This window comes from Bacillus sp. FSL R9-9410, assembly GCF_038050385.1.
Taxonomy (GTDB): domain Bacteria; phylum Bacillota; class Bacilli; order Bacillales; family Bacillaceae_G; genus Bacillus_A; species Bacillus_A cereus_U.
Genome location: NZ_JBBOTV010000001.1, coordinates 41398 through 67612 on the forward strand (window position 1 = coordinate 41398; position 26215 = coordinate 67612).

The following is a 26215-nucleotide window of genomic DNA, read 5'->3' on the forward strand; positions in this document are numbered from 1 at the left end:
TATACCTCCAAGTCGAAAGTATAGATGTATTCTTATTACAAAAAATGTATGAGAGTAAATTCTCATACATTTTGCTAGCATATGTTATGTTCATGCCTTGGTCACCTTCTCCGTGTTTTCTGCTGGATTGTTTGCAGCGTTGTGGAAGATGATTTTAATCGTCGTTCCTTTACCAGCTTCAGAGTCTAGCTTTACAGAATGACCTAAATAATCACAAATTTTACTTACGATATAAAGTCCCATACCAGTAGATTCTCCGAATGTACGACCATTTTTTCCAGTGTAAAATGGTTCAAATACTCTTCGAACATCTTCTTGCGGAATACCAACGCCCTCATCACGAACTTCCAAAATGATATCTTTTCCATTTCGATAAGCTGATAAGAAAACCTTCTTTCCGCGTTCACCAGAATAACGAACAGCATTTGTCATCAACTGATAAATGATGAACTTTAGCCATTTCGCATCAGAAGCAACTTTTAAATCTGAATGAACTTCTAAAACAGGGAAGACCCCATTTCGAATGAATAGTTCTTTTAATCCGTTAATATTTTTTGTTACAGCATCTTTTAATGAAACCGTCTCAACATGGAAGTCTTCATGGAAGTTGTTTAATCTTGCCATGTATAAAGCCATATCAAGTCCTTGATTTAGTCGCTCTAACTCTTTTTTAAATTGCGGGATTAAATGTTCATCTTCCATTTCAAGCACCATAAGTTGCATAATAGAAACTGGCGTTTTCATTTGATGTACCCAGTGGTTAATAAATAATTGGTGTTCTTGTTGTTTTACTTCAAATGCTTGTAGGTCTTTTTGGAATAGACGATATTGCGTACGAACGAGCTCATTTACACCGTGGGGCATAGGAGCAGTCGCTCTTTCAATAAATGCATCTTCCATTTTCTCTGGTGGTTCACTTAATCTGTGGTACATTCTACGGTTACGAACGTAACGATAAGCGAGGAAACAGATGAATAAGTATAAGCTTAAAACGATGAAGTAAAACTTATTATTTTGAAATCCGTCTACTGCATCATAAAGAACGAAAATGATTCCGAAGTTTAATACATATAGTAGGAAAAATGCAAAATGATCACGTAAAAATAGCCTCATGCTTATTCACTCCAAGTTGTGTTAAAACGATACCCAAGTCCACGTACTGTTTCAATAGCATTTTCAATACCAAGCTCATTGAACTTTTTACGAAGACGCGTGATGTTTACGTTTAATGTATTTTCCTCAACGAAGCTTTCGTCGTCCCAAAGAGCGGCTAGTAAATCTTCACGACTCGCTGTACGAGGGAATTTAGATAATAACATTTCTGCTAAAATAGCTTCTTTCTTCGTTAAAAGAACTTGCTCAGCTCCAAAATGAATTTCTGGACGCTCAGGGAATAGTTTTAGTCCTTCAACCTCAACGATACGCTCAGAAATATTTGGTGCATAATCACCGTAAATACGTCGTAATTGCCCTTTAATTTTTGCCATTACAACGTCATAGTGGAACGGTTTCGTAATATAATCGTCCGCACCGCTTTCAATCGCCATAATTTGTTCCATTTCACCAGCACGAGCTGAAATGAAAATAATTGGACAAGTAGATTCATGGCGAATTTGACGGCACCAGTAGAATCCATCAAATTTCGGTAAGTTTACATCAAGTAAAACAAGATGTGGTTTCACAGCGTTAAACGATTCCATAATATCGTCGAAGTTCTCTGCAACAACAGCATCATAGCCATATTTTTGAATGTGAGATTGTAGTAACGATGAAATATTTGGATCGTCTTCAACGATTAAAATTTTATACATATGTATATTCCTCCTAAAAAAACAATTGTAGCTATAGTGTATCATGTGTTTCAAGTCTTTTCATTATGTTGAAATGAGAGCTATATAAATATAAAGATTTTAAAAACAACATAGAACTTGTCTTTTTAGGAGAGAGAGAGGAGCCAGCCATGCATAGAAGCGGTCAGAGCCTTTTTTTGCCCCGTACGAAGTAAAAAAAAGAAATCAAATGAATAGGGTTTTCCTGTTTGTATAGCATAGCTGTGGTGTATTTATATGACGAAAGAGTAAACAGTATATAAAAATAATATAGAACCTATCTTTTTAGGGGAGAGAGAGGAGCCAGCCATGTATAGAAGCGGTCAGAGCCTTTTTTTGCCCCGTACGAAGTAAAAACAAAGAAATCAAATGAATAGGTTTTCCTGTTTGTCATACATATCATAGCTGTGGCGTATTTATATGACGAAAGAGTAAACATATAGGTCAAAAGTGGAAAAAGTAAAAAGGCTATGGATACAATTGACAATTACTGGTTTTCAATTTAATATTTAGATAAATATCTAAATGTCTAATTAGTGAAAGGGAGAAAGACATTGAATCAAGCATTCAAAGCATTAGCAGACCCAACAAGGCGAAAAATTTTAGATTTATTAAAAGAAGGCGATTTAACAGCTGGCGAAATTGCTGAACAGTTCAATATGACAAAGCCAAGTATTTCTCATCACCTAAATGCGCTTAAAAATGCTGAACTTATCCAAGATGAAAAAAGAGGGCAATTTGTTATGTACTCTTTAAACACAACTGTATTTCAAGATTTATTGACCTGGGTGTTTACATTTACGAATAAGGGGGAAGAGGGGAAATGAAAAAACATCTTTTTGCAATTATATTAGTTCTTATAACTTGTATCGCATGGGCGTTTGCTTGGCCACATTTGCCGGATACAATCGCGACACATTGGAGTGGTGGTAAGGTAGATGGCTATTCTTCTAAACTTTACGGAATGATTTCTATGGTTGGAATTATGATTGCGTTATATGTATTTCTAAATGTGATACCAAAGATTGATCCAAGGAAAGCAAATTACGAGAAATTTTCTAAAGCTTTTATGATGATGAATAACGGGATACTCCTGCTACTATTTGTAGGAAATATAGATATTATTACAAGTGGACTAGGATATAATTTATTCATTAATCGAGTTCCAGAATTATTAGTTGGTGTTTTATTTTTAGTGATGGGTAATTATTTACCGCAGTGTAAGCCTAACTTTTTCGTTGGGATGCGTAATCCTTGGACGTTAAGTAATGAAGAAGTATGGCGGAAAACACATCGATTTAGTGGAAAAGTATTTGTAGCTTTAGGACTCATTATGATTATAAGTGTTTTCGCTCCAGCTGATTGGAGATCTTATATGATGCTAGGGATTATAGTAGTTGCTGTCCTCATAACAAATTTATATTCTTACGTTTTATATAAAAAAGAAATGCAATTGTGAGCAATAAGGGATTGAACTGTACTAGTCAAATTTTATATTTATAGTTTCTATGTGTTAAGAGATTTTAATACTCAGTGGGGATAACGAAAAAGCTTGCTGAGTAAATTTTTCGCTTTTAGGTCTGAAAATTCAGTTAAAAAGATAGTTTGGGGGAAATCACATGTTAGAAATTATAAATTTTAGTAAGACATACAAAGGTGGAAAAAAAGCAGTAGATCAGTTAAATATTACTGTTCAAGCAGGAGATATCTTTGGATTTATTGGACATAACGGTGCGGGGAAAAGTACAACAATTAAGTCGTTAGTAGGAGTTATAGATTTTGAAGAGGGTGAAATTTTTGTTGATGGACATTCGGTAAAAAAGGATCCGATTGCATGTAAGAGAGTGATGGCGTATATTCCCGATAATCCAGATTTATATGAGCAATTAACAGGGATTCAATATTTAAACTTTGTTGCGGATGTTTTTAAGGTGTCTGCAAAAGATCGGGAAAAGGAGATACAAAAGTATGGAGATGCTTTTGAGATTACACCGTACCTAGGTGATTTAATATCTTCTTATTCACATGGTATGAAACAAAAAGTGGCGATTATATCAGCGGTTTTGCATAAACCGAAATTATTAGTTTTAGATGAACCTTTCGTTGGTCTTGATCCAAAGGCTGCTGTAGTGTTGAAAGGTATTATGAAGGAGCTTTGTGAAAAGGGAAGTGCGATTTTCTTTTCTACGCATGTTTTAGATGTGGCGGAGAAGTTATGCAATAAAATAGCGATGATTAATAGAGGGAAATTAGCACTTTTAGGGGAAGTGAATTCTTTAATAAAGGAAGGTTCATTGGAAGAGCTCTTTATGAAGGAGCTTGCTAATGAATATTAGTAGTCTAGGTCTTTTAAAAATCCGCTTGATAACGCAGCTTGGTTTAAATACTTTTAAATACGAAAAAGATAAGAAAAAGAAGCAGAATAAGATTTTACTGACAGCATCTATTGCCTTGGTGGGTTTCATGTTAATGCTATATTGTGGTGCTTCAGCATATGGGTTGGTGAAGCTAGGGATAAGTGAAATTATCCCAGTTTATGCACTAGTTATTAGCAGTATATTGACGTTGTTTTTCACTATATTTAAGGCAAATGGAGAAATTTTTGCTTTTAAGGATTACGACCTTTTAATGTCATTACCGATTCGTGTAAGTACTGTTATTACAAGTAGGTTTTTGTATTTATATTTGCTGAATACGATCTTTTCAATCATAATTATGCTACCAATGGGAGTTGTTTATGGCATACATGAGAAGCCAGCAGTTTCTTTTTACTTTATGTGGTTCATCAGTATGTTTATAGCATCTTTAATTCCAACAACAATCGCAGCAATCTTTGGAGCTGTGATTACGGCAATCGCTTCTAAATTTAAAAATACGAATAAAATAACTACGATTTTAAGTTTTATAGTAATTATTACATTCGGTTTCTTTATGCTAAAAAACGGAAATGCTCAATATAGCCTTAATGATATGAATGGGATTGGTGCAATTGTTTCAGAGCAACTCACTAAAGTGTATCCATTAGCTAACATGTTTCAAAAAGCAATTGTTCATGCTGATATTGTAGCGTTCACCCTGTTTGTTGGGATATCGGTTATTTGGTATTATCTTTTTGTAAAAATACTTTCGTTAAAATATAAGCAAATAAACACAGAGATTACCACTTATCATATGCTTTCGAATTATGAGATTCATAGCATGAGAAAAGAAAGTGTATTGGCCGCATTGTATAAAAAAGAGATGAAGCGTTTCTTTTCTTCTACAGTGTATGTCATAAACAGTGGAATGGGAGTCGTGATGGCGATAGCTTTCGCGCTAGCTATAGTTGTAGCAGGACCAAGTCAACTAATAGCGTACCCTGGAATTGAGACCCTGTTGCAGAAGGTTGCGCCATTTGCTATTGCAGCAGCGATTTCGATGACGTGTACAACATGTGTGTCATTGTCATTAGAAGGAAAAAATGTATGGATTATTAAGTCGTTGCCTATAGCGCCAAAGATGATTTATGACAGTAAAATTCTTATGAATCTTTCATTAAGTATACCTGCATCACTTATTAGTGCCGTATTACTCATAATAGGGTTAAAACTAGATGTTTGGAGTTCTCTTTTAGTCGTAATAACACCAATAGCATATTCATTCTTTTCGGCAGTATGGGGAATTTTTATTAATAATCGATTTGGTTATTATGATTGGGTATCAGAAACTCAAGTAGTAAAACAAAGCATAGGATCGTTTGTCGGTATGTTTGGTGGATTAATTACGGCTGTTATACCTGCCTTTTTAATCGGTACTGCTACGATCTCGAACTACAGAGTATTTACTTTTGTAGTTGTTACAGTGCTTGCGATTATTACTATTTTCTTGTATAAGAACGAGTCGAGAAGAAGTATAAAGTGAAACTTTAATCAGTGGGGGTTTTGTTCATCCCCCACTGATTATTAGCCTTCACCAATTGGGCGTTTACGGGCAGTTATCTCCCACCTAACTTCCTTGCATTCGCCGAATTTTGAGGTGGGAGTCTTACTGCCAGTTAATGCGGGATAAAATAAAAAGCTGCTTTTCCTGTAAAGAGGAAGAGCAGCTTTTATTTTGAAAAGGTTTAGAACTTTATATTACTTTTTTAAAACAGGTACCCATATCTCACTTCTGAAATTCGTTGAGGATACATCTTTGCTTTCATTCCACAATATTTCCGGTCCTTCCGCTAGTTCATAGTTCGAAGAAGGGAACCATTCGGAATAAATACGTCCCCACACATTTTGTAATGCATCAGGAAATGGACCGACAGCTTCAAATATAGCCCATGTTGAAGCTGCGACTTCAAGTTGTTTGAATTGCTCCGGACAACCTTTTGTCGTAGCTACTCCAATATAGTGATCGAGTTCTCCTTTTTCCTCCATTCTTCCTTCTGAAAAATTCGTAGAAGCACTAATAATTCCTGTAGGTTCAATATTTGAAAGGGACTTTAATATGTCGATCGATTGGCTGTCTAAACTTTTCCACATAGAAGCAATTTCTTCGTTTACACCGTTAAAAACAATCGGTACTCGTTTTTGTATGCCAATGATTTGAAATGGATCTTTTTCTTCAATTCGATAGTTCATCTCATTTCCTCCTTGAATGGATAGTTGGAAGGTCATTGGTGAATAAGATTTCAAAGAACGAATTGTACTTCGAGCTTCTGAAGGCGTTATTCCGTGCAAGTTTTGAAATGCACGTGTAAATGAATCTGGTGAGTTGTATCCATATTTTATAGCGACATCAATGACTTTTGCATTGCTATCTTTTAGTTCAAAGGCAGCAAGAGTAAGGCGTCTACAGCGAATATATTCTGATAGTGATATGCCAGCTAAAAAAGAAAACATTCTTTTGAAATGATATTCGGAGCAGAGAGCTATTTTTGCGACTTCTTTAAAATCAATTTCATGTGTAAGGTTGTCTTCAATATACTGCATTGCCGCATTCATATTTTTAAGTGAATCCATTATATGACCTCCTCTATAAATAGAATATCAGGAACAAAATAGCTCCATCCGACATTTCATGCACAACTTTGTAGGGTACATTTTTAACCTTACAAAATTGTAATGTTCCTGTAAGGAGAATGAATGGATGGCATGATATCCCAATGTTATAGTAACAAAGTACTTTAGCTCATTAGGTTAAATTTTGATTTCTCCGCTTATGTGCCTTACATAACTGTCATGTTTGTGTAAGAAACATCGATAGTGGCAAGAGTAGAGAGTGTATATAGTTGAAAATAGAGAATAGAAGAAATGAGGGATGTCGAGATGAAAACAGTGTTAGAAGCAAAAAATATTGAAAAAGTGTATGACACAGGTGGTAATAAATTTGCAGCTTTAAAAGGTATTAACTTACAAGTAAAAGAAGGTGAGTTCGTTGGAATTATGGGACCTTCTGGTTCTGGTAAGACGACTCTTTTAAATGTCCTTTCTACAATTGATAATGCGACGAACGGTGAAATTTTAATTGATGGAAAAGATATCGTGAAGATGAATGATGATAAGTTGGCGTTATTCCGCCGTGATCATTTAGGATTCATTTTCCAAGATTATAACTTATTAGATACGTTAACGGTAAAAGAAAATATTGCTTTACCACTTGCGTTATCAAAGGTGAAGGCGAGTGAAATTGATCGTCGTGTTCTTGAAATCTCGAAGAAGTTCGGTATTGATCATATTTTAAGTCAGTTCCCATATCAAGTATCTGGTGGACAGAAGCAGCGCTGCGCAGCATCACGTGCGATCGTTACAAGTCCTAGTATGATATTCGGGGACGAGCCGACTGGAGCACTTGATTCAAAATCTGCAACAGACTTATTAGAAAGTATGAAGTCGTTAAATGAATATGATAATTCTACAATTTTAATGGTAACGCATGATGCGTTTGCGGCTAGTTATTGTAAACGAGTTATTTTCATTAAAGATGGTGAGTTATATAAAGAATTACACCGTGGTGAATTAACACGTAAACAGTTCTTCCAAAAAGTCGTTGACGTAATGTCTTCCATTTCTGGAGGTATGGCTGATGACCTTATCTAGCATTGCCCTCCGCAACATACAGCGGAACTTTAAAGACTACTTTGTATATTTTGCATCTATGATATTTAGTATCGTAATTTACTTTACATTTAAAGCACTGCAATATAATTCACAAATGGAAAAAGCAGCGGAAGCTTCTAAAAAAATTAGCGGTGCATTCCAAGTTTCCAGTGTAATGCTAATCATTTTCGTAGCAGTGTTTATTATATATTCGAACGGTTTCTTTACAAGAAAACGTAAAAAAGAAGTTGGACTATATTCCTTATTAGGTATTCGAAAAAGACAAATTGGTAAAATGCTTTTTTATGAAAATATGTTAATGGGATTAATGTCTTTAATTATCGGGATTGCGTTCGGTAGCGTCCTTTCGAAACTATTCCTTGAATTACTAGTAAGTATGATGGGGTTAAATTTAAATGTTCATTTTGAAGTACCGATGGCTGCAATTGTTGATACAGCAATTATTTTCTTTGTGATTATTTTATATACATCACTTCAAGGGTATCGTTTAATTTATCGCTTTAAGTTAATTGAACTTTTCCGCGCAGAACGTGAAGGAGAAGCAATGCCAAAAGGATCCGTAATTATGGCGTTAATTTCAGTTTTCTTAATCGGCTCAGGTTATTTCTTAGCGTTAATGTTTATGAAGGCAGTTATGTATGCAAACTTTATGGCAGTCGCACTTTATATATTACTTGCGACAGTATTAGGTACGTATTTACTATTTATTTTCTTTACAGTATTCGTATTGAAACGTGCAAGAAATAATAAATCATCGTTTTATAACGGTATGAATATGATAACGACGTCACAGTTACTATATCGTATTAAAGGAAATGCAAAGTCACTTGCGACAATTTCTATTTTAAGTGCAGTAACATTAACAGCGGTTGGTACGTCAGTTACGATGTATTACAACACATTTACGCAATCAAAAGCAGCCATGCCATACAGTTATTCTTATGAGAGAAAAGATGTAGAACTGGATAAGAAAGTAAATGCGATTCTTGCGGAGGAGAAGCAGGATCACCCTGTAAAAGATCAATTTGAAATTGAAACGGTTCCTGTCAAAGGGAAGTTCGAAGGAGATAAAGTTGATTTCATTCTTAATATGAATTACACGATTTCAGAGAAATATCAGTTTATATCTCAATCTGAATTCAACAAACTTGCGAAAAAAATTGATGCGGAAACAGTAAATATAGCTACTGGCGAAGCATTTATATATGATAGTTCTTATATTGAAGGATATGAGTTTAGCCCTGAATATAAAGGAAATAAAGCGGTATTCCAAATTGGAAATGAAACGAAGACATTGACGATCCAAGGTGCAAATAATAATGCAATTACGAACTTAGGTGAATTAGTTGTTGTCGTTTCAGATGAAATGTATGAACAGGCGAAGCAAGCATTTGGAACACGTGTTGTAAAAAATATTGATGTAAAAGATGAAAGAAACAGTAAAGTATTAACAGAAAAATTAACAAAAGTGATGCCAACTGGTGAATCAGAAATGGCACCACCATTTAGAGACTTCTATACTGGTTTCCATATGGGACTTGAAGCAACTGGACTAATGATGTTCATCGGAATGTTCTTAGGACTTGTATTCTTACTAGCAACAGGTTCTATTATTTACTTCAAACAGCTAACAGAAGCAAGTGCAGATCGTGAGCGTTACGTTGTCCTTCATAAAGTCGGTGTAACGAAACAAGAAATGAAAAAAGCTATTGCAAAACAAGTGAGCTTTATCTTTGCAATTCCACTAGTAATCGGAATTCTACACAGTTTGTTTGCATTAAAAGGTTTAGGGAACATACTACCATTTGAAATTATGATTCCGCTTCTAATTAGTATCGGAGTATACAGCGTTATTTATATCGGATATTACTTCTTAACAGTTCGCTCTTATTATAAGATTGTGAGCGCGAAGTAATAGACGGTAGCTGCAAGGAAATAAGAACGAGAAAAATAGTCATTCACCTGATTTTTTTAGTCAGGTGAATGACTATTTTTATTTTGATAAGCGCTAGTGAGAAATAAACAAAATAACATTTGAGGAGGGAGTAGGAAAATAGGATTTACACTATAATCCCTTTATTATAATAATAAAATGATGCAAATGAAGTGTTACATATTACTTGATGGGAATAGCATGAATTTTATAGACATAATTAATGCGCATCAATTATGTCTATAAAACTAAAGGTATGTTTATAGTCAAAGGTATCTATGCATATTACATAACGCTTCAAAGGGTGTATTTCAATTACAGTCATACATATTGTGGGAAAATAACCATCTTCATAATAAGTGATTAATATTTCTTTTTCGGAAATGAATGACTGTAATAGAAGGTCTTCAATCCGCTCTCTATCATTTCGTGGTGATACTCTTGGCGGTTCTTTGCGTGTGCCAGCAGATTGTTCAGGTGTAATAGTCATCTGATTCAATTTCGAAGTGTCGCTATCTTTTGATATATTTGCGCTACTCATGCCTTATATTCTCCTAACAATATATTTTCTGTATCTTTTTAACTTAGGAAGAACAGTTACTATTTGATCATTATTAATGCAAGCGCTAAGTTTCTTATTTTCTTGAACTGAATACATTGTATAAGCAGCCTATTTTGAGAAGTAGACTGCTATAAAACTTATATAATGAAGAAATTATGGCGAATTAGCTTAGCATTAAAAAATTACCAAATTTATTAACTTATTTATAGTAATTTATTTGTCATTATTGTACTTTTTTGAAGGGGCTAGAACTTTATTAGTATTAAGGAGAATAAAGGCGTGTAAAGATAGATAGAAAGAATGTAAAAAAGAAGAAACAAATTGATTAATTTTGAGGTGGGGGTATTAGCACTCACAAATAGCGGGATAAATTGAAGTGGTGAATTCTGTAGATAGGTGAGATGGTATTACACATATCTCACCTAATGTTAAGAAATTAATTTTATATTACGGTATGATTTTCACGATATTGTCTAGGAGTCATACTAGTAATTTTTTTGAAGACTCTTGTGAAATAACTTTGGTCATTAAAATTAAGCCAGGTACAAATATCTGATAATGGATACGTCGTTAATGTTAATAACTTTTTGGCTTCCTCGACTCGTTCCCTTTGAACATACTCACTTAAAGGAATCCCTACTTCTTTTTTAAACAATTTAGATAAATAGGTAGGAGAGATATCTAAAAGGTTAGCAAGATCATTGAGAGATATATCGTCGTAAATATGTTTGTGAATATGATTTAGGCATGTAGTTATTGAATTAGAATATGCTTGATTACTATATTCTTTAACACGTTCTGCAAAAGTACATAAGGCATCTTCAATTAATCTATTTACGGAGTACATATTATCTAGTTTTTCAATGGTTTGGATATATAAAGTACCAAGTGAAAAAGCAATATCTGATGGAAGATTACCCTCTATCGCATATCGAATAGCTAAAGTAATTGCGATAATACCATTATTTTTTTGGTTTCTGAGTTGATCTCCTTTTGAGGAAATTGCCGCATCTTCTTGTGGGAATGAGTATGCATATTGTATTACTTTTTCTTTATTTCCTTCTTTAATTGCTGAAAAAAATTTACGTTCTAATGCCATGTTGTAATTTTTAGGGTCATTCCGTCGGCGTTTTGAAATATATAAATCGGGATTTACAATTTTATAAGAAACGTCCTCTAGAACTTTGTTTTTTTCCCACACAATATCTATATCTAATTTTTCATTGAAAATTACGTAATGTAAGAAAATGCTTATATCAATGAGAGTACTTTTTTTAATCTCAGGTAGAAACTGATAGTAGTCTATTCCTTGTTGCTTTTTATTATTAATATTGGAATACTCCATAAGCTTGATAGCCATTTCATCTGATACTTTTGGATAGGTAGTGGGCCCGATTATCATAGTTCCTTTTACATGTTCATGATTTGTTATATGAATGATAATGAAATTCTCAAGATACTTATTCCCTTTAAGAATTGGAAAGTTACAAGGAGCGTTTTCCTGATAAATCTCACTTAGATGTTCTTCCTTAGAAGAATAAAAAGGACTACAAATAGTATTAGAAGTAGATTCATATAAGATTTTTCTGCTAGTAGATAAGAACTGAACAGGTACATGAAAAGTTCTATGCACAAGATCACATAAGTATTGTAGGTCGATGGGATTATTCATTATTTTCTATCTTCTCCTTTTAACATCCATTATATCAAATAAATAGATTTATTAAGTGTAAATATTTACAAAACATTTCATGTATAAGAACAAACGCAATACATTGAAAATATTGTAGCAGTGGCGATAAAGTAGGGCGTGTATTTGTATAGGAGAAAAAAGAGTACAGTTAGGAGTAAATAGCTAGAATAAAGGCTTATGTTCATGGAGAGTAGTGTAAAAGGTTAGAATAAAAAGAAGGAGAGTTATTTTGTAGAATAACTCTCCTTCTTTTTAATGTAATGGTTTCTCATTAGATAAATTAGGCTTTGTTTGAAAAACGATTATATAAATAGTTAATATAATTGTATCGATCAGATTAGCTAATATAGTCATAAAATCACTTGTTGGAATGAGGAGAACAAAGATTGAAAGTATGGCAGAAACAAGTGGAATGAACTTTTGTAGAGTAGTTAACTTTCCATCTTTATGAAGCTTTGAAGACATAAAGAAGCTAATTAAGAAAACAAAAGATGTAAATAATAAACCTAAATACCCCCAACCATCTTCAATATACCAAGGTAAAAAGCTCATTCTTGATGTGAAAATAAATAGATTTAATATTAACATGCTAATCATTAACGTATTTAATATAGTGGTAGTAGTCTGTTGTTTCATTTGAATTACACTCCGAAATTTATTTTTATTGAGACATCTTTGCCATTTCTGTAAATCTTTCTTCAATTTCATCCAATTCGAATGAATGACATATTCTGCGGTCTTCTGTATCTAAAATTCTATAATGTTGAGATAAAATGTTTTGTTGTATTTGATAACCGTTTAATTCCTTTATTTGCCGCCACCACACCTTTCCTCCTAAAGTCTTCGGGAAGTTCGTATTGTAATGTGTAAAAGCGATCGTTTTTATAATTTCATTCACATCGTCTCCGAATGTCATCTGGACTGTATCGCTCTGTTCAAAGAGTGTTACGACACAAACTGCGCCTGTCCATGTTAGAGTGCGTCTACCCTTTTCAATTTCTACTAATGTTTTCTTTGATAAACCAATAATCTCTGACATTTTATCCTGTGATAAATCGCTCTCAACACGAATGAGTTTTAATTTTGAATTGACTAATTCAATAAATTCTTGTTTATCCATAATACAGCTCCTTTTCTCTTTTAGTGTAAAATTACACTAAAAGAGACTTTTTTGTCAACAATAGTGTAAAGTTTTACTTTTTTGTGGTTTGAAGTGAAATGATAGTTCAATAAAGAATGGTGAATTGTATGTATTTTCTTAGGATTAGTATTTTTACTTGCAACAGAATCTATCATTTACTTCAAACAATTAACAGAAGCACATGCAGATTGCGAGCGTTACATCGTTCTTCGTAAATTAGGTGTAACGAAAAAAGAAATGAAAAAGGCAATCGCAAAGCAAATGAGATTTATCTTCTTCATTCCTTTAGTAGTTGGAATTTCACACATTTTATTTGCGCTAAAAGGTTTATCAACAGTGATTCCTTATGAAATTGCAGTACCGTTATTAATTAGTATTGGTGTGTATAGTGTCATTTATATTGGATATTATTTCTTAACGGTTCGTTCTTATTTTCGGATTATGAGTAAATAAAAATAGTGATAAAGTTTTTCGGGAAACGAAAGAGAACATAGTGAAAATTATGTTCTCTTTCGCTTTTTTTAGTTAAAATGGGGTGTGCATAACAATGATATTTTAAATGGAGTGTTATATTTAGAAATTCTTATCATAGTAGGATGCCTATTAATAGGTATCATTTTTATTGGTCTAAGTATTTATCGCTTTGTAAAAGAAATAAAAGAAAAAGATTCAAAGAAAGATAAATGGATAGTAGTAGGACAAAATATTCTAGGGCTATTTAGTGATCCGCTGCACGGAGCACCGTTCTACTTTTTAATTGGTGCGCTCTTTTTTGTAGTGGGGCTTTTATTTCTCTTTATGGGAATGGGCTGGGGCTGGGTTGAAATTGATTAGTTGGCGCTAGAGCATTAATTATATACAAGTATGTAAGAGGTATATTAGTAAAAATATTTTATAGTCGTAGTATTAAGTAGGAGAGAGTAAATGCCAATTATAAGAGATATCCGATTAAGTTTTCTAAAAAGAAAAGAGAATATAAGTAGTCTAGAGGTATTAAAATTAACATCCTCCAGCAACTACGATGAAGAGATATCTTTTTTAATAGAAGAAATAAAGAGTGGAAAAAAGTTTGAACAGGGAATAGAATACACAAATATTATTGAAGGTTATCCTGTCAGTATGAAGTCTTTCATAGAGCTAGATCGAGAGGTTTTAAGAGTTTTATTGCCAGATAAAAAAGGAATTCTTCGAACTGCATTAGAGTGTGATGAATATTATAAGGCTCAATTAGATATTATTGAGGAAAGTTGATAAAAAGAGCTTGAAATAATTCAAGCTCTTTTTCATGATTATTTATGTTCTAAAATACGTTCAATCTCATATACACTTAATTGACTGGCTTTAGCAATTGTTTCAAGCGGTAAACCAAGTTCATACATATTTTTAATCATTTGTGTTTTCTCCTGCTCAATTCCTTTCTCAATCCCTTTCTCAATCCCTTTCTTTAATCCTTTTTCGAGGCCTTTTTCCATACCTCTTTTCATTCCTTCTTTTTCTGCGTGGGCAAATTTTGCAGCCTCATCCATTAAAACTTTTTCCCGCGCTTCATAGGCTTGTCGGAAAGAGGAATCTTGACTCATACGTTCCCATTTATTTATCGCTTTTTGTAAAATAGGATCTCGGTTCATAGCAATGTCCTCCAATGTTTTAGTTAAGTGCTCATCCTCATTTGCTGAAAGTAATAAGAGCCATCTCGCAAACGGATCTTTCCACGGATTGACTTTTTCTTCATGCCATTGCAGTGTTAATTTTGGAATTTCTACAATGTGGATTTCTATGTCGTCACTCAGGGGTTTCTGTTGTTGTATATTCCATAATATGCTCGTTGTATGGAAGGCAGGGGGTTCTGAAAACATTATGAAGTTTAATAAATTTATGGTGATGGTTTTATGAAGTGCGCTGTATGGCATACCTTTTTGTAGTTGAGATATGTATAGTCTTCCCCAATAATATAAACTACGTTTAATCATATCGTGATTATTATTGAGTTGTATTTCTACATTTACTTTCGTTCCTGTATTGAGCGTAGCTGAAATGTCTAAAATTGATAATTTAGCATCTTCATGTTCTGGATGTAAATGTGGATCTTCTAGTTGTAGAGAAGCAATGGGTGACTCTAATGATTCTTGTAACATAGCATTTAAAAAAGCGATTAGAATATCTTCACTACCATTCGTACCAAACAATTGTTTAAATGCAAAATCAATGCGTAAATTAACTAACTGTTGGTTGAACACAGCTTTTCCTCTCCCTTGTCTCAAGTTGTTTCTTTCCTTTATTGTACATAAAAATAACTAAGACATGCAAACAGACCATTTTGCTATTTTTTTAGTAGTATTATTAGAATGTGAAAGGCAAGTATATCTATGCTATACTCTAGTGAAATTGAAAAAATGTTTTTGTTTATATCGAGGTGAAGGTGATACATATGAAAAAAGATATTTTAAATATATTAGATAAAAAACAAAGTAACTATGAATTTCTTGCTTTTGATAATGACTATATGGATATTTCACAAGTGAAATTCTCTCTTTTCTTTAAAGATAATAAGGATTGGTTAATGGTGTTTCAGGTTGTCGGTGTAGGATCATTAGGTGTATTTAATGATATTCAAGTATACGGTGATAGAATAAATCACTCAATTGGTGATGATGGTATTTTGCAATTAAATGATGGAGATTATGAGTTGTTTGATGATGAAGGTGAATTTATACCTGATATTTATAACGGCAGTGTGAAAATTCGTGAGCATCATTTTGAATATCAATTTACAGAAGAAGCTTATGTGAATAATGGAATAGAAGTACAAACGACAGAGCATTATCCAATATACTTCATGCGTATGCTTGCTACTAATGACGAAGCTAGAACATTATTATGGTGGAGTAAAGAAGAAATTTTAGAAGAGTTCGGTTTAGAAGGTGACTGGGAAGTAGCGTATGAAACGGAAGAATGGCAACATGTTGAGGACGAGAAAGTAAGTGGAAATGAATTCTTCCAATCAGTAGCCGCTGCAATAGAGAAGAAAGATCCAAGTGTTATTGTGAATAAGGATTCTAATACGCATTGGAAAAATTGGGTGGAGTTTGATTTTGAAAACTTATATTAAAAATGAAAGAGCAGATCAAAATGCCTTTCTAATAAAAAGACGAGCTAAATGTTAAAACTTTAGCTCGTCTTTTTGTATTACACAACCGCAGGATTATAAATCATCGTAAAGTGCCCTTGTAACAATTCAATCTGACACGGTGTATGAAGGGAACTTTCTCCATCTGTATCTACTTCTTTTTCTTCTTCTGTTTCAATATGAATGGATTTCGCTTTTACGTGGAAGATATCATTTTCATTTGAGTCTTCAAATAGTTTCTTTCCGATATAATCTTTAAATGCCTGAATCCCTGTGGATTTAACGACGAAAATATCAAGTGTTCCGTCATCACATTTTACGTTCGGAATAAAGGAAGGAATACCACCGAGATATTCACCGTTTCCAACCATAACAAGGACAGCTTCGTCGTCATATACTTGTCCGTCGTAAGTGATTTTTACTGGGAATGTTTCAGCATTTTTTACAGTTCGAATGGTGCTTAAATAGTAACCAATTTTACCAAGCTTTGCTTTCTCTTCTGCATCAATATTGTTTGATACTTCAGAGACGAGTCCAATACCCCAAAAGTTTAAGAAGTGTTGTCCATTTGCTTTTGCGACATCAATTGGTTTTACATGTCCTTTTGTAATGAGTTTTGCTGCTTCTGCAATATTTTGCGGAACACCAAGTGTGCGAGAGAAGTCGTTGCAAGTTCCGCCTGGAATGATTGCAAGTGTAGGTCTAGTTTCAAGAGGGGCTAAGCCATTTGTGCATTCAAATACAGTTCCGTCACCACCGAAGACGATAATTAAATCTACTTTACTAGCAAACTCCTGACAATATTTTGTTGCATCACCTTGTTGTTTCGTATGTAGGATGTGTAAATCAGGAAAAGCCGTAGCAAGAGGTGGTACGATTTTCGTTAAGTTCGTATGTAAATCGCCTTGTCCTGCTTTCGGATTTACGATGAGGAGTACTTTTTCAAATTTTGTCTTTATCATTTTTATTCTCTCCCTTTGTCTTTTACGAATCGTGATAGAAAATAAACTTCCATCAATTATTGATGGAAGTTTATTTTTTTATATTATTCCGTTACAACTGAAGCGATAAATGGTAAGTTACGATATTTTTCTGCACAGTCGATACCGTAGCCAACGATAAATTCGTCTGGAATTTGGAAGCCAACATATTCAGCTTTTAAGTCCACTTTACGACGCTCAGGTTTATCAAGTAACGTACAGAATTTCAATGCTTTTGGTTTATGCATAAAGAAGTGATCTTTTAAGAAGTGAAGTGTTAAACCAGAATCGATAATGTCTTCTACGACAATTACGTTTTTTCCAGTAATGTTTACATCGATATCTTTTAATAGTTTTACTTTTCCAGTTGTTTCTGTTTGATTTCCGTAGCTAGATGCAGAGATAAAGTCGATTGTTAATTCGTTTTTAATGTGACGAATTAAATCAGCAGCGAATACGAAAGATCCTTTTAATACAGCGATTACTACGATTTCTTCTCCTTCAAAATCACGTTCGATTTGAAGAGCTAGTTCTTTTACTTTTTCTTGTAATTGTTCTTCAGAAATTAAAGTGTCTTTTATTTCAATTTTCATTTGAATCCTCCTACAGTGTAAAACTTGTGAACATTTCGACTGTAAAGGATAGAAAGGGAAAAGTCAAAGAAGTTATAAGGTTTTTACAGAAAGTCCCACAAAATAGTCAGATGATATGATATACTAATCACATTAAGAAAACGCTTCCATAAAGGGTGATTATGATGAAAAAGAAACAGTATACAAGTGTAACATTTATAAAAGCATTGCTTTTAACAATTGTTCTTGGCATGTTGGCTTACATAATTGATGTACCTGTAATTCGCATTTCACTAATTGGAATGACTTTAGTATTAGGCGCAATTTCCCACGGTATGATGTCACAGCTGCAAGAAGCTGGACTTGATGATATGAAAGATCATATAGATAAAGTGAAACTTTAATCAGTGGGGGTTTTTGTCCATCCCCCACTGATTATTAGTTGAACCAATCGGGCATTTACGGGCAGTTATCTCCCACCTAATTTCTTCGCATTCGCTGAATTTTAAGGTGGGAGTCTTACTGCCAGTTAATGCGGGATAAGAAATGAGAAACCTTCACATATATATAGTGAAGGTTTTTTCGTTTCTTACAAAAATGTAAGGTAATTTGTAAGACAAATCGATAGTTGCATTGTAGTGTTTTGGATAAACTATAAGTGTAAGGTAAAAGGTAAGCATATTTTAGGTAAATTAAGTTTTAGGCACTCTATATGTGAAAAAGGAGTAGGAGGGCATGGAGAAACATTGGACGACTTTTTCTTTTTTAGCAACTAGTAACACCGTAATGCTAGCTGGAGAAATGGATTTTTTGCAGATGTTTGATCGAGAAGACGATCATTCTTCTTCTAAATTTACAATGAAATGGAGTAAGTGGAGCGATAGTTGTAAATTGGAAGAAGAGACCCCTAACGACAGGCAAAAAATTATTTTAACAAATCCTATTAAAGCGTGGGTCGTTCAATGTCGTAAGTGTAACGTCAAAAATCACTTCAAGAAAACTGAGCCGAGACAATTAGTTATCACTCCGGCCCTTTCTACTTCTCAATCACGCGAAAGTAACAAATAAATATTGAGATACATCCAAAGAAGCATCGTATTTATACGGTGCTTTTTTCTTGTCCATAAAAAGTCCCTTAGCGTAGGAAAGATTTGTTATGATTATAAAGGAATCTTACATTTTACATATGGTAGGAAATATGATGGAAGTAAAATTAGAAAAGGTGTGTATGATGAAAAAATATAGTGTAATTGCAGTAGCAAGTTTGTTGGCAACGAATCTATTAACATTTCCTTCTAGTTCGCTAGCGGAAATTGAAAATAAAACAGGAAATAATATAGAAGCTTTACAGAGTATACATAGTGATAGACAGAGTGAGTTGCAAAAACAATTAGAAGTTATACAAGAGCAACAAATGGAATTAGAAAAAAGAACGGATATTTTGAAACAGCAGGAAGAGTTATTTGTTAAGGTTGACGAATTAAAACAGAAAAAAGAAGAATTACTAAAACAAGATAGCGAAGATAAAGGACAATTAGAAGAAGTTCAGCAAAAATTAGATGAATTAAAGAAACAACAAGAAGAACTTGAAAAGAAGAATCCGTTAGAACTAAAAGAAAAGAAGATTGATAAAAAGAATAACCAAGAAGAAACAAAATCGAATGAATTAGAGGAACAAAAAAAGAAGGAAGAGCTTGAAGAGAAGAGTCGATTAGAAGTAAACGAAAAGAATAAACAAGAAGAGACAAATCCTGAATTAAAAGAAAAGCAAAAGAGAGAAGAATTAAAGAAACAGCAAGAGGAATTACGAATAAAACAGCAACAATTGGAGAAGCAGCAAATAGAGTTAAAACAGAAAGAAGAGCAAGCAAAACAAGAAATTGAATTAAAACAGAAAGAAGAGCAAGCAAAACAAGAAATTGAATTAAAGCAAAAAGAAGAGCAAGCAAAACAAGAAATTGAATTAAAGCAAAAAGAAGAGCAAGCAAAACAAGAAATTGAATTAAAGCAAAAAGAAGAGCAAGCAAAACAAGAAATTGAATTAAAGCAAAAAGAAGAGCAAGCAAAACAAGAAATTGAATTAAAGCAAAAGGAAGAACAAGCAAAACAAGAAATTGAATTAAAGCAAAAGGAAGAACAGGAAAAAAGAGAAGTAGAATTAAAACGGGCAGTAAGTAATTTACAAGCAGCACCACAATCATTCCCTGATGTTCCAGGGTGGGCGGAAGAGTCTGTTACTTATTTAGTGAATAAAAAAGTAATTACAGGAATGCCAGATGGAACATTTTCACCGAATAACGTATTAAGTAGGGCTGAAGCGGCTACAATTATGGCTAAAGTTTTAGGATTAGAAGTTAAAGAAGGGGACAAGCCAACCTTTATAGATTCGAAAGATCATTGGGCATCTTCCTACATTGCAGCGGTGGAAAAAGCAGGAATTATTAAAGGTGAAGGAAATGGGAAATTTAATCCGTACGGTCAAATGACAAGAGCGGCAATGGCAACAATGCTTGTACAAGCATATCAATTAGATTCGAAAGTTAATGGAGAATTACCGACATTATTTAATGATGTGAAAGATCATTGGGGCGAGAAATTCATTAATATTTTAGTAGAATTAGGTATATCAAGTGGTATTAATGGAACACAGTGGCAACCTGATAAATCGATAACACGTGCTGAGGCAGCTCGACTTGTTGCGGTGACAGATAAATCTAAAGATAGCGAAGTAAAAGTGAAAAAGGTAAATATAACGAAAAATTTCTTTACTTATAATGGTCCATCATTATCATCAGGTATTTCAAATGAATATGCATCACAAGAAGTAAGGGTATATGAAGAAAGAGACGGTGGATGGATAAAAATTTATACGGATTTGGGTTTTAAGTGGGTGTGCTTAACTGAGAAGAAAGTAAATATAACGAAAAACTTCGTTACATATAATGAATCGTCATTATCGTCTGGTATTTCAGGCGAGTATACTCCGCAAGCAGTGACAGTTGTTGAAGAAAGAGAAGGAGATTGGATTAAAATTCGGACTAGTGTAGGCTATAAATGGGTATGTCTAACTGAAAAGAAAGTACAGATTGATAGAGACTTTACTACTTATGATGCTCCGTCACGGTCTGCGACTGTTTTAGCGTATTATGGACCACAAACAGTAACTGTTGTAGAAGAAAGAGGAACGTGGCTTCGTATAAGTACATATGCAGGATATCAATGGTTGGACACGAAAAAGGAGACAAAGTATTTATCTAAAGTATTTTTTGCATATGACAGCCCTAGTTTTGTATCGCGTGTATCAGGGAAATATTCTCCGCAAACAGTAGAAGTGTATAGCAAAAGAGAAGGCGGTTGGCTTCAAATACAAACTAATAATGGTCTAAAGTGGGTTAATGAAGGCAATATTAATCGTAGTCAAGTGATATTGAATGTACCGTCAATTTATCAATTCCCAGAATTACACAATGGCTGTGAAGTAGTTTCTTTACAAATGCTTGTGGAACATCAAATTGGTCGCTCATTAAATAAAGTAGCATTTGCGTTTGAAATGCCTTTTGATCAAACGAAATTAAAGAACTATAAAACCTCATCACAAATTTGGGGAGATCCAGATGTAGGGTTTGTAGGTGATGTGACAGGAAATACGCCAGGATATTCTATTAATCCGGAACCATTAAAAAAATTGTTAGATAAATATGCAAGAGGAACGAATTTAACAGGAAATGATTTTTCAGTCTTAGAAGATTATGTGCGAAATGGGAAACCGGTTGTTACTTGGGTAACTGTAGCACTAAATAATCCAAGACCAATTACAACGTGGAAAACACCAGGCGGAAAAACAATTTATGGACGAATGAATACGCATGCGGTTGTTTTAACAGGTGTGGATGATAATTATGTGTATTATAATGATCCATTCTATGGGACAAAAAATGTAAAAGTGAGTAAGAGTTGGTTTGCAAGTATTTATAACCAAATGGGGAAGAAAGCTTTAAGTGTAGATTAAATAAAAAAGGTTATCCAAGAGATTATTTTTGGATAACCTTTTTTTATAATGAAATCTTTAACAGAACTCCATTTCATCTGCATCTTATATTTATATCTATTGTTTATTCTAATGATACATCCGATGCGACGTGATGTAAAACGTATAAGAGGAGAGAATGAAAATGAAAAAGAAACTATTACCAATTTGTGCAATGGCACTTTTAACAGTAGGTTATTCTTCGGTAGCGAGTGCTTCAACTGGAACACTGACAAAGGAAGAAGCAGCGCAAGTACAGTCAGATGTAGCTAAAAAGGAAGCAGCAATTCAGGAACAGCAAAAAAATGATGCAGAGAAAAAGCAAGCGGCCCAAGTACAAGAAAAAAGTGATGTCGCTAAAAAAGAAGAAGCAATAAAAGCGCAACAAAAGAACGAAGTAGAAAAAAAGGGAGCAGCACAAGTACAAGAAAAAGGTGATGTGGCTAAAAAAGAAGAAGCAATTAAGGTACAACAAAAGAACGAAGTAGAGAAAAAGGGAGCAGCACAAGTACAAGAAAAAAATGACGCAGTTAAAAAAGAAGTAGCAAAGCCAGCTGTACAAGGTGAAAAATTACCAAACACAGCATCAAATAATGTAGCAATGATGGCACTAAGCGCATGTCTTGTAGGGATAGGGACATTATTTGGTTTGAAGCGTCGTAATAAAGTTAAGGCGTAAATAAAATATTTTCCTATAAAGAATGGGATAATTTCATATATTAAAAATGGTAGGTTATTCCTACCATTTTTTGCATGGAGGGATGGAACATGAAGTTACTCAATTATGTCGGTATCATATTGATGGCCATAGGGCTATTCATGGGATCGTATTACGCTGTGGAATGGTATAAAGGAAAAAGCTCTGCTCAAGAATTAACGAAAGAAGAAATAAAGAGCCTTAAAAATATACAAGATAATCAACTTTCATATGAAACACCTGTAACTTCCCAAGTACCTTCTTCTCAAACACAGCATAAAGAAGGAGAAAAGGTAGCGATGTTAAATATACCGAAAATAAAGAAGAAGTTTTCTATATATTGGGGAGCGAATGATGCAACTTTGAAAAAAGGAGTTGGTATGTTTGTTAGCGATTTAACGACAACTCCATCTGGAGGAGGACATACTGTACTCAGTGGGCATCGAGATACTGTATTTACAGATTTAGGAGAGTTAAAAGAAAAGGATACTCTTATTTTAGAGTATGATAATAAAACTTACACATATGAAATTCAAAAGACATGGATTACCCATGCGGATGATCGTACTGTTATTATAAAAAAAGAAGAACCAATATTAACACTGACGACTTGCTATCCATTTGAGTATATAGGAGATGCACCAGATAGATATATTATCGAGGCGAAGTTAACTGGTAGTTATTCAAAATAAAGTGAAACTTTAATCAGAGGGGGTCTTGTCCGTGCCCCCTCTGATTATTAGCCTTCACCAATCGGGATAAAATTGTAGTTTCTGAAAGTGGGAGGGGGATACATAAGTTATGTCAAAAAACATTTTGATTGTTGAAGATGAAGATATTTTACGTGAAATATTAAAGGATTATTTTTTGAGTGAACAATATAAAGTGCTTGAAGCGAGAGACGGGAAAGAAGCTTTAGTCTTGTTTGAGGAAGAAGAAGTTGATTTAGTTATACTCGATATTATGTTGCCGGAACTAGATGGATGGTCTGTTTGCCGAAGGATTCGTAAGACATCCCAAGTACCAATTATTATGCTTACAGCACGCGTAGATGAAGATGATACGTTACTTGGGTTTGAACTTGGAGCAGATGATTATGTGACGAAGCCGTATAGCCCACCAATTTTATTAGCGAGAGCGAAACGATTATTGGAAAGTAGAAAAGCTTTGAAAGAATCTCCAAATAGTGAAGATGACACAATATGTATTCATGGAATTTATGTTCACTTCCCATCTCGTACTGTTACGGTTGATGGAGAAAGTATTGCGTTAACACATACAGAGTTTGAAATATTAGTGTATTTCATGAAAAATCAAGGAATTGTTCTAACACGAGAGCAATTAATTTCAAGAATTTGGGGATATGAGTTTGCTGGAGATGATCGCACTGTTAATAGCCATATTCGTAATTTGCGAAATAAATTAGGAGAGAAAGCAAAGCACATTACAACTGTAGTGCGAACTGGTTATAAATTTGAGGGGAACATATGAGAAAAGGGATTGTACTTAAATTATTTACCCTTACAACAGCATTATGCATGTTGATTTTAGCGACGATATTTATTGGACAAACGATATTTTTCAAACAATATTATGCGAATCGAAAAGTGGAAGATATTAAAGTCAATTTAAATTCCTTTGAAAAGAATTATTTGAATTATGCAGGAAGTGCAGAAGGAATTCAGAAACTGGAGCAAGATTTTTTAAGAGAAAATAATACGTGGATTACGACTTTAGACCAGTATGGGAATTTAAAGCATGCAAATGATTATTATTTTGAGGTCACGATAGACCGTAAGAACCAGAAAAGTTTTGGACAACAAACATTCATCATGCCCTTGTACTATCTCATCAATATAGAAGAAATTGAAAGTAAAACATCACGTGAAGTTTTAGAGCAAGAAATTAATTTTGCTGGAGTGAAAAAAGAAGATAGTTTTATTCCATTCTTTTTCGAGTTAGGCAAGGGGAATTTAAGTGGATCTAATAAACCGTTAGAAAAAATATTTAAGGAGAAAATGATTACAGCAGCTGAGGAAAAAAAGAAACCGGCCCAAGAACCACTTGTTAAGGAAAAGAAGCAAGTCGTTCAGGAACAAGCTGCTCAGGAATCAGATCCTTACATAAGAGGACGTGTTACGAAAGTACAGTTACCCGATGTAAAAGGTCCTGTGAATCCAATTTATAAAAATAGTTTATTCTTAGATAGTATAAAGGAATTTCAAACTGATTTATTACAAAAAGAGAGTAATAAAATACAATATTCAACACAAATAATGGACTATGAAAAGAATGATATAAAATATAAATTATTAATCAAACCAATAAAAGAAAAAGACGGATCAGTAGCATATATATATGCGATGGCTTCATTACAGCCTGTAGATGAGGCTGTACAAATGGTGCAAGATTATTATATCTACATCATCGCATTTGTAGTCGTTCTTATATTTCTAGCTTCGTTCTATTACTCAAAACAAATCGCAAAACCGTTATTAAAAATAAATGATACAACGAAGAAAATAGCACATTTAGACTTTACAGAAAAAATCCCGATTACTTCAAAAGATGAAATTGGTGATTTATCAAAAAATATTAATACACTATCTAATAAACTACATTCACATATTGGACAGTTAGAACAAGATATTGAAAAAGAAAGAAAGTTAGAAAACACCAGGAAAGAATTTATTGCAGGCGTTTCGCATGAATTAAAAACGCCGCTGAGTATTATGAAAAGCTGTATTTCTATTTTAAAAGATGGGGTAGCTGAGCATAAAAAAGAATACTATTTTCAGGCGATGGAAAAAGAAGTAGACAAGATGGATATACTAATTTTGGATATGCTTGAATTAGCTAAATTTGAGTCTGGCACATACAACATGAAGATGGATTCTTTCTATATCGATGGAGTGATTGAAGAAATATGCGAACAGCTTTCATCGGAGATAGAGAAAAAAGAACTGAGTGTGCACAAGCATATATGTCCAGCTGAAGTGGTTGGGAATCAAAATAGAATTGAACAAGTAATAGTGAACTTCATTACGAATGCAATACGTTATACACCAGAAAAAGAAGATATTATTATTTCCATAATAGATGAGAAGAATCGCATAGAAGTGTGTATTGAAAATAAAGGTTCCCACATTGAAGAAGAACAATTAGATAAAATTTGGGATCGTTTTTATCGTGTGGATGCGGCGCGAAAACGTTCACAAGGTGGAACAGGGCTTGGCCTTGCGATTTCAAAAAATATTTTAGAACTGCACAATGCTGAATATGGGGTGAAGAATACCGAAGATGGTGTGTTATTTTACTTCTATTTACCGAAAAAAGCGTAGACAATACATGTTACGCTTTTTTTTAAGTTATTTTCATATTATCTTTACTTAATCTTTATTTTTACGCAGTATAATCTGTTTAGAATATGAGGTTATGTAAGGAGTAGATTAGCCGTGAATAGCAATTTACTAGGTGTGATGGTATTTATTTTCTTTTGTGCATTTATTGTATTTATTATTGATATTACGATATGAAAAAAGAGCGCTAATGAAGTGACCCCTAAAAG

The 26215-nt window shown here is 33.7% G+C and carries 25 protein-coding genes and 2 pseudogenes; 17 read left to right on the top strand and 10 right to left on the bottom strand.

The genetic code is table 11. The annotated features are described in order from the left end of the window. Positions 1–90: 90 nt before the first annotated feature. Together MKX77_RS00275 and MKX77_RS00280 are read right to left on the bottom strand one after the other, a co-directional pair. On the bottom strand, positions 91–1113 hold the full coding sequence (locus tag MKX77_RS00275; protein ID WP_215554559.1) for a sensor histidine kinase: 1023 nt from the start codon (positions 1111–1113) through the stop codon (positions 91–93). A gap of 2 nt (positions 1114–1115) precedes the next feature. After that, positions 1116–1811: a response regulator transcription factor gene (locus tag MKX77_RS00280; RefSeq protein WP_215554558.1), complete on the bottom strand. Its 696-nt coding sequence runs from the start codon at positions 1809–1811 to the stop codon at positions 1116–1118. A 572-nt stretch (positions 1812–2383) separates the two neighbouring features. Between MKX77_RS00280 and MKX77_RS00285 the strand changes: the two genes are divergently transcribed. The 4 genes from MKX77_RS00285 to MKX77_RS00300 all read left to right on the top strand — a co-directional run bounded on the left by MKX77_RS00285 (position 2384) and on the right by MKX77_RS00300 (position 5729). Then, positions 2384–2656, top strand: a complete 273-nt coding sequence (locus MKX77_RS00285; RefSeq protein WP_002089211.1) for an autorepressor SdpR family transcription factor — start codon at positions 2384–2386, stop codon at positions 2654–2656. Next, a complete protein-coding gene (locus MKX77_RS00290; protein WP_002191025.1) occupies positions 2653–3288 on the top strand; it encodes an SdpI family protein in 636 nt (211 codons plus the stop codon). The genes MKX77_RS00285 and MKX77_RS00290 overlap by 4 nt, the downstream gene beginning before the upstream one ends. Before the next feature lie 160 nt (positions 3289–3448). Next, on the top strand, positions 3449–4165 hold the full coding sequence (locus MKX77_RS00295; protein ID WP_341305509.1) for an ABC transporter ATP-binding protein: 717 nt from the start codon (positions 3449–3451) through the stop codon (positions 4163–4165). Beyond that, positions 4155–5729: a permease gene (locus MKX77_RS00300; protein WP_341305510.1), complete on the top strand. Its 1575-nt coding sequence runs from the start codon at positions 4155–4157 to the stop codon at positions 5727–5729. Before MKX77_RS00295 ends, MKX77_RS00300 begins: the two co-directional genes overlap by 11 nt. Positions 5730–5944: 215 nt before the next feature. On the opposite strand, the gene MKX77_RS00305 is transcribed toward MKX77_RS00300, so the two are convergent. Continuing rightward, positions 5945–6817, bottom strand: a complete 873-nt coding sequence (locus MKX77_RS00305; RefSeq protein WP_341305511.1) for an AraC family transcriptional regulator — start codon at positions 6815–6817, stop codon at positions 5945–5947. Positions 6818–7123: 306 nt separating this feature from the next. On the opposite strand from MKX77_RS00305, the gene MKX77_RS00310 reads away from it, so the two are divergent. Both MKX77_RS00310 and MKX77_RS00315 read left to right on the top strand, forming a co-directional pair. Beyond that, positions 7124–7894 carry an ABC transporter ATP-binding protein gene (locus MKX77_RS00310; protein WP_000859658.1) on the top strand — a complete coding sequence of 257 codons (771 nt, stop codon included), beginning with the start codon at positions 7124–7126 and terminating at the stop codon, positions 7892–7894. Further along, positions 7881–9830, top strand: coding sequence for an ABC transporter permease (locus MKX77_RS00315; protein WP_341305512.1), 1950 nt, complete (start codon positions 7881–7883; stop codon positions 9828–9830). Before MKX77_RS00310 ends, MKX77_RS00315 begins: the two co-directional genes overlap by 14 nt. A 238-nt stretch (positions 9831–10068) precedes the next feature. Here the strand turns inward: MKX77_RS00315 and MKX77_RS00320 are convergent, their stop codons facing one another. From MKX77_RS00320 to MKX77_RS00335, 4 genes are all read right to left on the bottom strand, one after another. Next, complete coding sequence (locus MKX77_RS00320; RefSeq protein WP_341305513.1) at positions 10069–10389, bottom strand: YolD-like family protein; 321 nt, start codon at positions 10387–10389, stop codon at positions 10069–10071. A 463-nt stretch (positions 10390–10852) separates the two neighbouring features. Next, positions 10853–12082: a helix-turn-helix domain-containing protein gene (locus tag MKX77_RS00325; RefSeq protein WP_341305514.1), complete on the bottom strand. Its 1230-nt coding sequence runs from the start codon at positions 12080–12082 to the stop codon at positions 10853–10855. A gap of 273 nt (positions 12083–12355) precedes the next feature. Continuing rightward, on the bottom strand, positions 12356–12739 hold the full coding sequence (locus tag MKX77_RS00330; RefSeq protein ID WP_341305515.1) for a hypothetical protein: 384 nt from the start codon (positions 12737–12739) through the stop codon (positions 12356–12358). Positions 12740–12764: 25 nt separating this feature from the next. Further along, entirely contained in the window at positions 12765–13223 is a 459-nt protein-coding gene (locus MKX77_RS00335; RefSeq protein WP_341305516.1) for a helix-turn-helix transcriptional regulator, read from the bottom strand. Between the two features lie 132 nt (positions 13224–13355). On the opposite strand from MKX77_RS00335, the pseudogene MKX77_RS00340 reads away from it, so the two are divergent. The 3 genes and pseudogenes from MKX77_RS00340 to MKX77_RS00350 form a co-directional block, all read left to right on the top strand. Beyond that, positions 13356–13697 (top strand): annotated as a pseudogene (locus MKX77_RS00340) (ABC transporter permease); the annotation flags it as partial. 84 nt (positions 13698–13781) lie between these two features. Then, positions 13782–14078 carry a hypothetical protein gene (locus MKX77_RS00345; protein WP_341305517.1) on the top strand — a complete coding sequence of 99 codons (297 nt, stop codon included), beginning with the start codon at positions 13782–13784 and terminating at the stop codon, positions 14076–14078. A 204-nt stretch (positions 14079–14282) separates the two neighbouring features. Further along, positions 14283–14495, top strand: a pseudogene (locus MKX77_RS00350) (DUF4262 domain-containing protein); the annotation flags it as partial. 38 nt (positions 14496–14533) lie between these two features. Here MKX77_RS00350 and MKX77_RS00355 read toward each other — a convergent pair. Next, positions 14534–15481, bottom strand: a complete 948-nt coding sequence (locus MKX77_RS00355) for an Rpn family recombination-promoting nuclease/putative transposase (RefSeq protein WP_341305518.1) — start codon at positions 15479–15481, stop codon at positions 14534–14536. A 191-nt stretch (positions 15482–15672) separates the two neighbouring features. Between MKX77_RS00355 and MKX77_RS00360 the strand changes: the two genes are divergently transcribed. After that, a complete protein-coding gene (locus MKX77_RS00360) occupies positions 15673–16353 on the top strand; it encodes a DUF7003 family protein (RefSeq protein ID WP_341305519.1) in 681 nt (226 codons plus the stop codon). A 77-nt stretch (positions 16354–16430) separates the two neighbouring features. On the opposite strand, the gene MKX77_RS00365 is transcribed toward MKX77_RS00360, so the two are convergent. Then, positions 16431–17333 (bottom strand): diacylglycerol/lipid kinase family protein, encoded by a 903-nt coding sequence (locus MKX77_RS00365; protein WP_341305520.1) that lies wholly within the window; start codon positions 17331–17333, stop codon positions 16431–16433. Positions 17334–17416: 83 nt separating this feature from the next. Then, positions 17417–17944 (bottom strand): hypoxanthine phosphoribosyltransferase, encoded by a 528-nt coding sequence (gene hpt, locus MKX77_RS00370; protein WP_000687585.1) that lies wholly within the window; start codon positions 17942–17944, stop codon positions 17417–17419. 161 nt (positions 17945–18105) lie between these two features. Between hpt and MKX77_RS00375 the strand changes: the two genes are divergently transcribed. From MKX77_RS00375 to MKX77_RS00405, 7 genes are all read left to right on the top strand, one after another. Then, a complete protein-coding gene (locus tag MKX77_RS00375; protein WP_215554538.1) occupies positions 18106–18327 on the top strand; it encodes a hypothetical protein in 222 nt (73 codons plus the stop codon). A 331-nt stretch (positions 18328–18658) separates the two neighbouring features. Continuing rightward, positions 18659–18991, top strand: a complete 333-nt coding sequence (locus tag MKX77_RS00380) for a hypothetical protein (protein WP_341305521.1) — start codon at positions 18659–18661, stop codon at positions 18989–18991. Positions 18992–19154: 163 nt separating this feature from the next. Then, positions 19155–21932, top strand: a complete 2778-nt coding sequence (locus MKX77_RS00385) for an S-layer homology domain-containing protein (protein ID WP_445819109.1) — start codon at positions 19155–19157, stop codon at positions 21930–21932. A gap of 163 nt (positions 21933–22095) precedes the next feature. After that, the gene (locus MKX77_RS00390) at positions 22096–22629 is read left to right on the top strand and encodes an LPXTG cell wall anchor domain-containing protein (RefSeq protein ID WP_341305522.1); all 534 of its coding nucleotides are present in this window, start codon (positions 22096–22098) and stop codon (positions 22627–22629) included. Between the two features lie 89 nt (positions 22630–22718). Beyond that, positions 22719–23339: a class D sortase gene (locus MKX77_RS00395; protein ID WP_341305523.1), complete on the top strand. Its 621-nt coding sequence runs from the start codon at positions 22719–22721 to the stop codon at positions 23337–23339. A 109-nt stretch (positions 23340–23448) separates the two neighbouring features. Further along, entirely contained in the window at positions 23449–24138 is a 690-nt protein-coding gene (locus MKX77_RS00400; RefSeq protein WP_341305524.1) for a response regulator transcription factor, read from the top strand. Then, positions 24135–25988, top strand: a complete 1854-nt coding sequence (locus tag MKX77_RS00405; protein WP_341305525.1) for a sensor histidine kinase — start codon at positions 24135–24137, stop codon at positions 25986–25988. The genes MKX77_RS00400 and MKX77_RS00405 overlap by 4 nt, the downstream gene beginning before the upstream one ends. The last annotated feature ends 227 nt before the right edge of the window (positions 25989–26215 follow it).

Excerpts from the sequence above, each read along its gene's own strand:
- MKX77_RS00275 (WP_215554559.1), bottom strand. The coding sequence starts at position 1,113 with ATGAGGCTATTTTTACGTGATCATTTTGCATTTTTCCTACTATATGTA.
- MKX77_RS00280 (WP_215554558.1), bottom strand. The coding sequence starts at position 1,811 with ATGTATAAAATTTTAATCGTTGAAGACGATCCAAATATTTCATCGTTA.
- MKX77_RS00290 (WP_002191025.1), top strand. The coding sequence starts at position 2,653 with ATGAAAAAACATCTTTTTGCAATTATATTAGTTCTTATAACTTGTATC.
- MKX77_RS00295 (WP_341305509.1), top strand. The coding sequence starts at position 3,449 with ATGTTAGAAATTATAAATTTTAGTAAGACATACAAAGGTGGAAAAAAA.
- MKX77_RS00300 (WP_341305510.1), top strand. The coding sequence starts at position 4,155 with ATGAATATTAGTAGTCTAGGTCTTTTAAAAATCCGCTTGATAACGCAG.
- MKX77_RS00305 (WP_341305511.1), bottom strand. The coding sequence starts at position 6,817 with ATGGATTCACTTAAAAATATGAATGCGGCAATGCAGTATATTGAAGAC.
- MKX77_RS00310 (WP_000859658.1), top strand. The coding sequence starts at position 7,124 with ATGAAAACAGTGTTAGAAGCAAAAAATATTGAAAAAGTGTATGACACA.
- MKX77_RS00315 (WP_341305512.1), top strand. The coding sequence starts at position 7,881 with ATGACCTTATCTAGCATTGCCCTCCGCAACATACAGCGGAACTTTAAA.
- MKX77_RS00320 (WP_341305513.1), bottom strand. The coding sequence starts at position 10,389 with ATGAGTAGCGCAAATATATCAAAAGATAGCGACACTTCGAAATTGAAT.
- MKX77_RS00325 (WP_341305514.1), bottom strand. The coding sequence starts at position 12,082 with ATGAATAATCCCATCGACCTACAATACTTATGTGATCTTGTGCATAGA.
- MKX77_RS00330 (WP_341305515.1), bottom strand. The coding sequence starts at position 12,739 with ATGAAACAACAGACTACTACCACTATATTAAATACGTTAATGATTAGC.
- MKX77_RS00335 (WP_341305516.1), bottom strand. The coding sequence starts at position 13,223 with ATGGATAAACAAGAATTTATTGAATTAGTCAATTCAAAATTAAAACTC.
- MKX77_RS00360 (WP_341305519.1), top strand. The coding sequence starts at position 15,673 with ATGAAAAAAGATATTTTAAATATATTAGATAAAAAACAAAGTAACTAT.
- MKX77_RS00365 (WP_341305520.1), bottom strand. The coding sequence starts at position 17,333 with ATGATAAAGACAAAATTTGAAAAAGTACTCCTCATCGTAAATCCGAAA.
- hpt (WP_000687585.1), bottom strand. The coding sequence starts at position 17,944 with ATGAAAATTGAAATAAAAGACACTTTAATTTCTGAAGAACAATTACAA.
- MKX77_RS00375 (WP_215554538.1), top strand. The coding sequence starts at position 18,106 with ATGATGAAAAAGAAACAGTATACAAGTGTAACATTTATAAAAGCATTG.
- MKX77_RS00380 (WP_341305521.1), top strand. The coding sequence starts at position 18,659 with ATGGAGAAACATTGGACGACTTTTTCTTTTTTAGCAACTAGTAACACC.
- MKX77_RS00385 (WP_445819109.1), top strand. The coding sequence starts at position 19,155 with ATGAAAAAATATAGTGTAATTGCAGTAGCAAGTTTGTTGGCAACGAAT.
- MKX77_RS00390 (WP_341305522.1), top strand. The coding sequence starts at position 22,096 with ATGAAAAAGAAACTATTACCAATTTGTGCAATGGCACTTTTAACAGTA.
- MKX77_RS00395 (WP_341305523.1), top strand. The coding sequence starts at position 22,719 with ATGAAGTTACTCAATTATGTCGGTATCATATTGATGGCCATAGGGCTA.
- MKX77_RS00400 (WP_341305524.1), top strand. The coding sequence starts at position 23,449 with ATGTCAAAAAACATTTTGATTGTTGAAGATGAAGATATTTTACGTGAA.
- MKX77_RS00405 (WP_341305525.1), top strand. The coding sequence starts at position 24,135 with ATGAGAAAAGGGATTGTACTTAAATTATTTACCCTTACAACAGCATTA.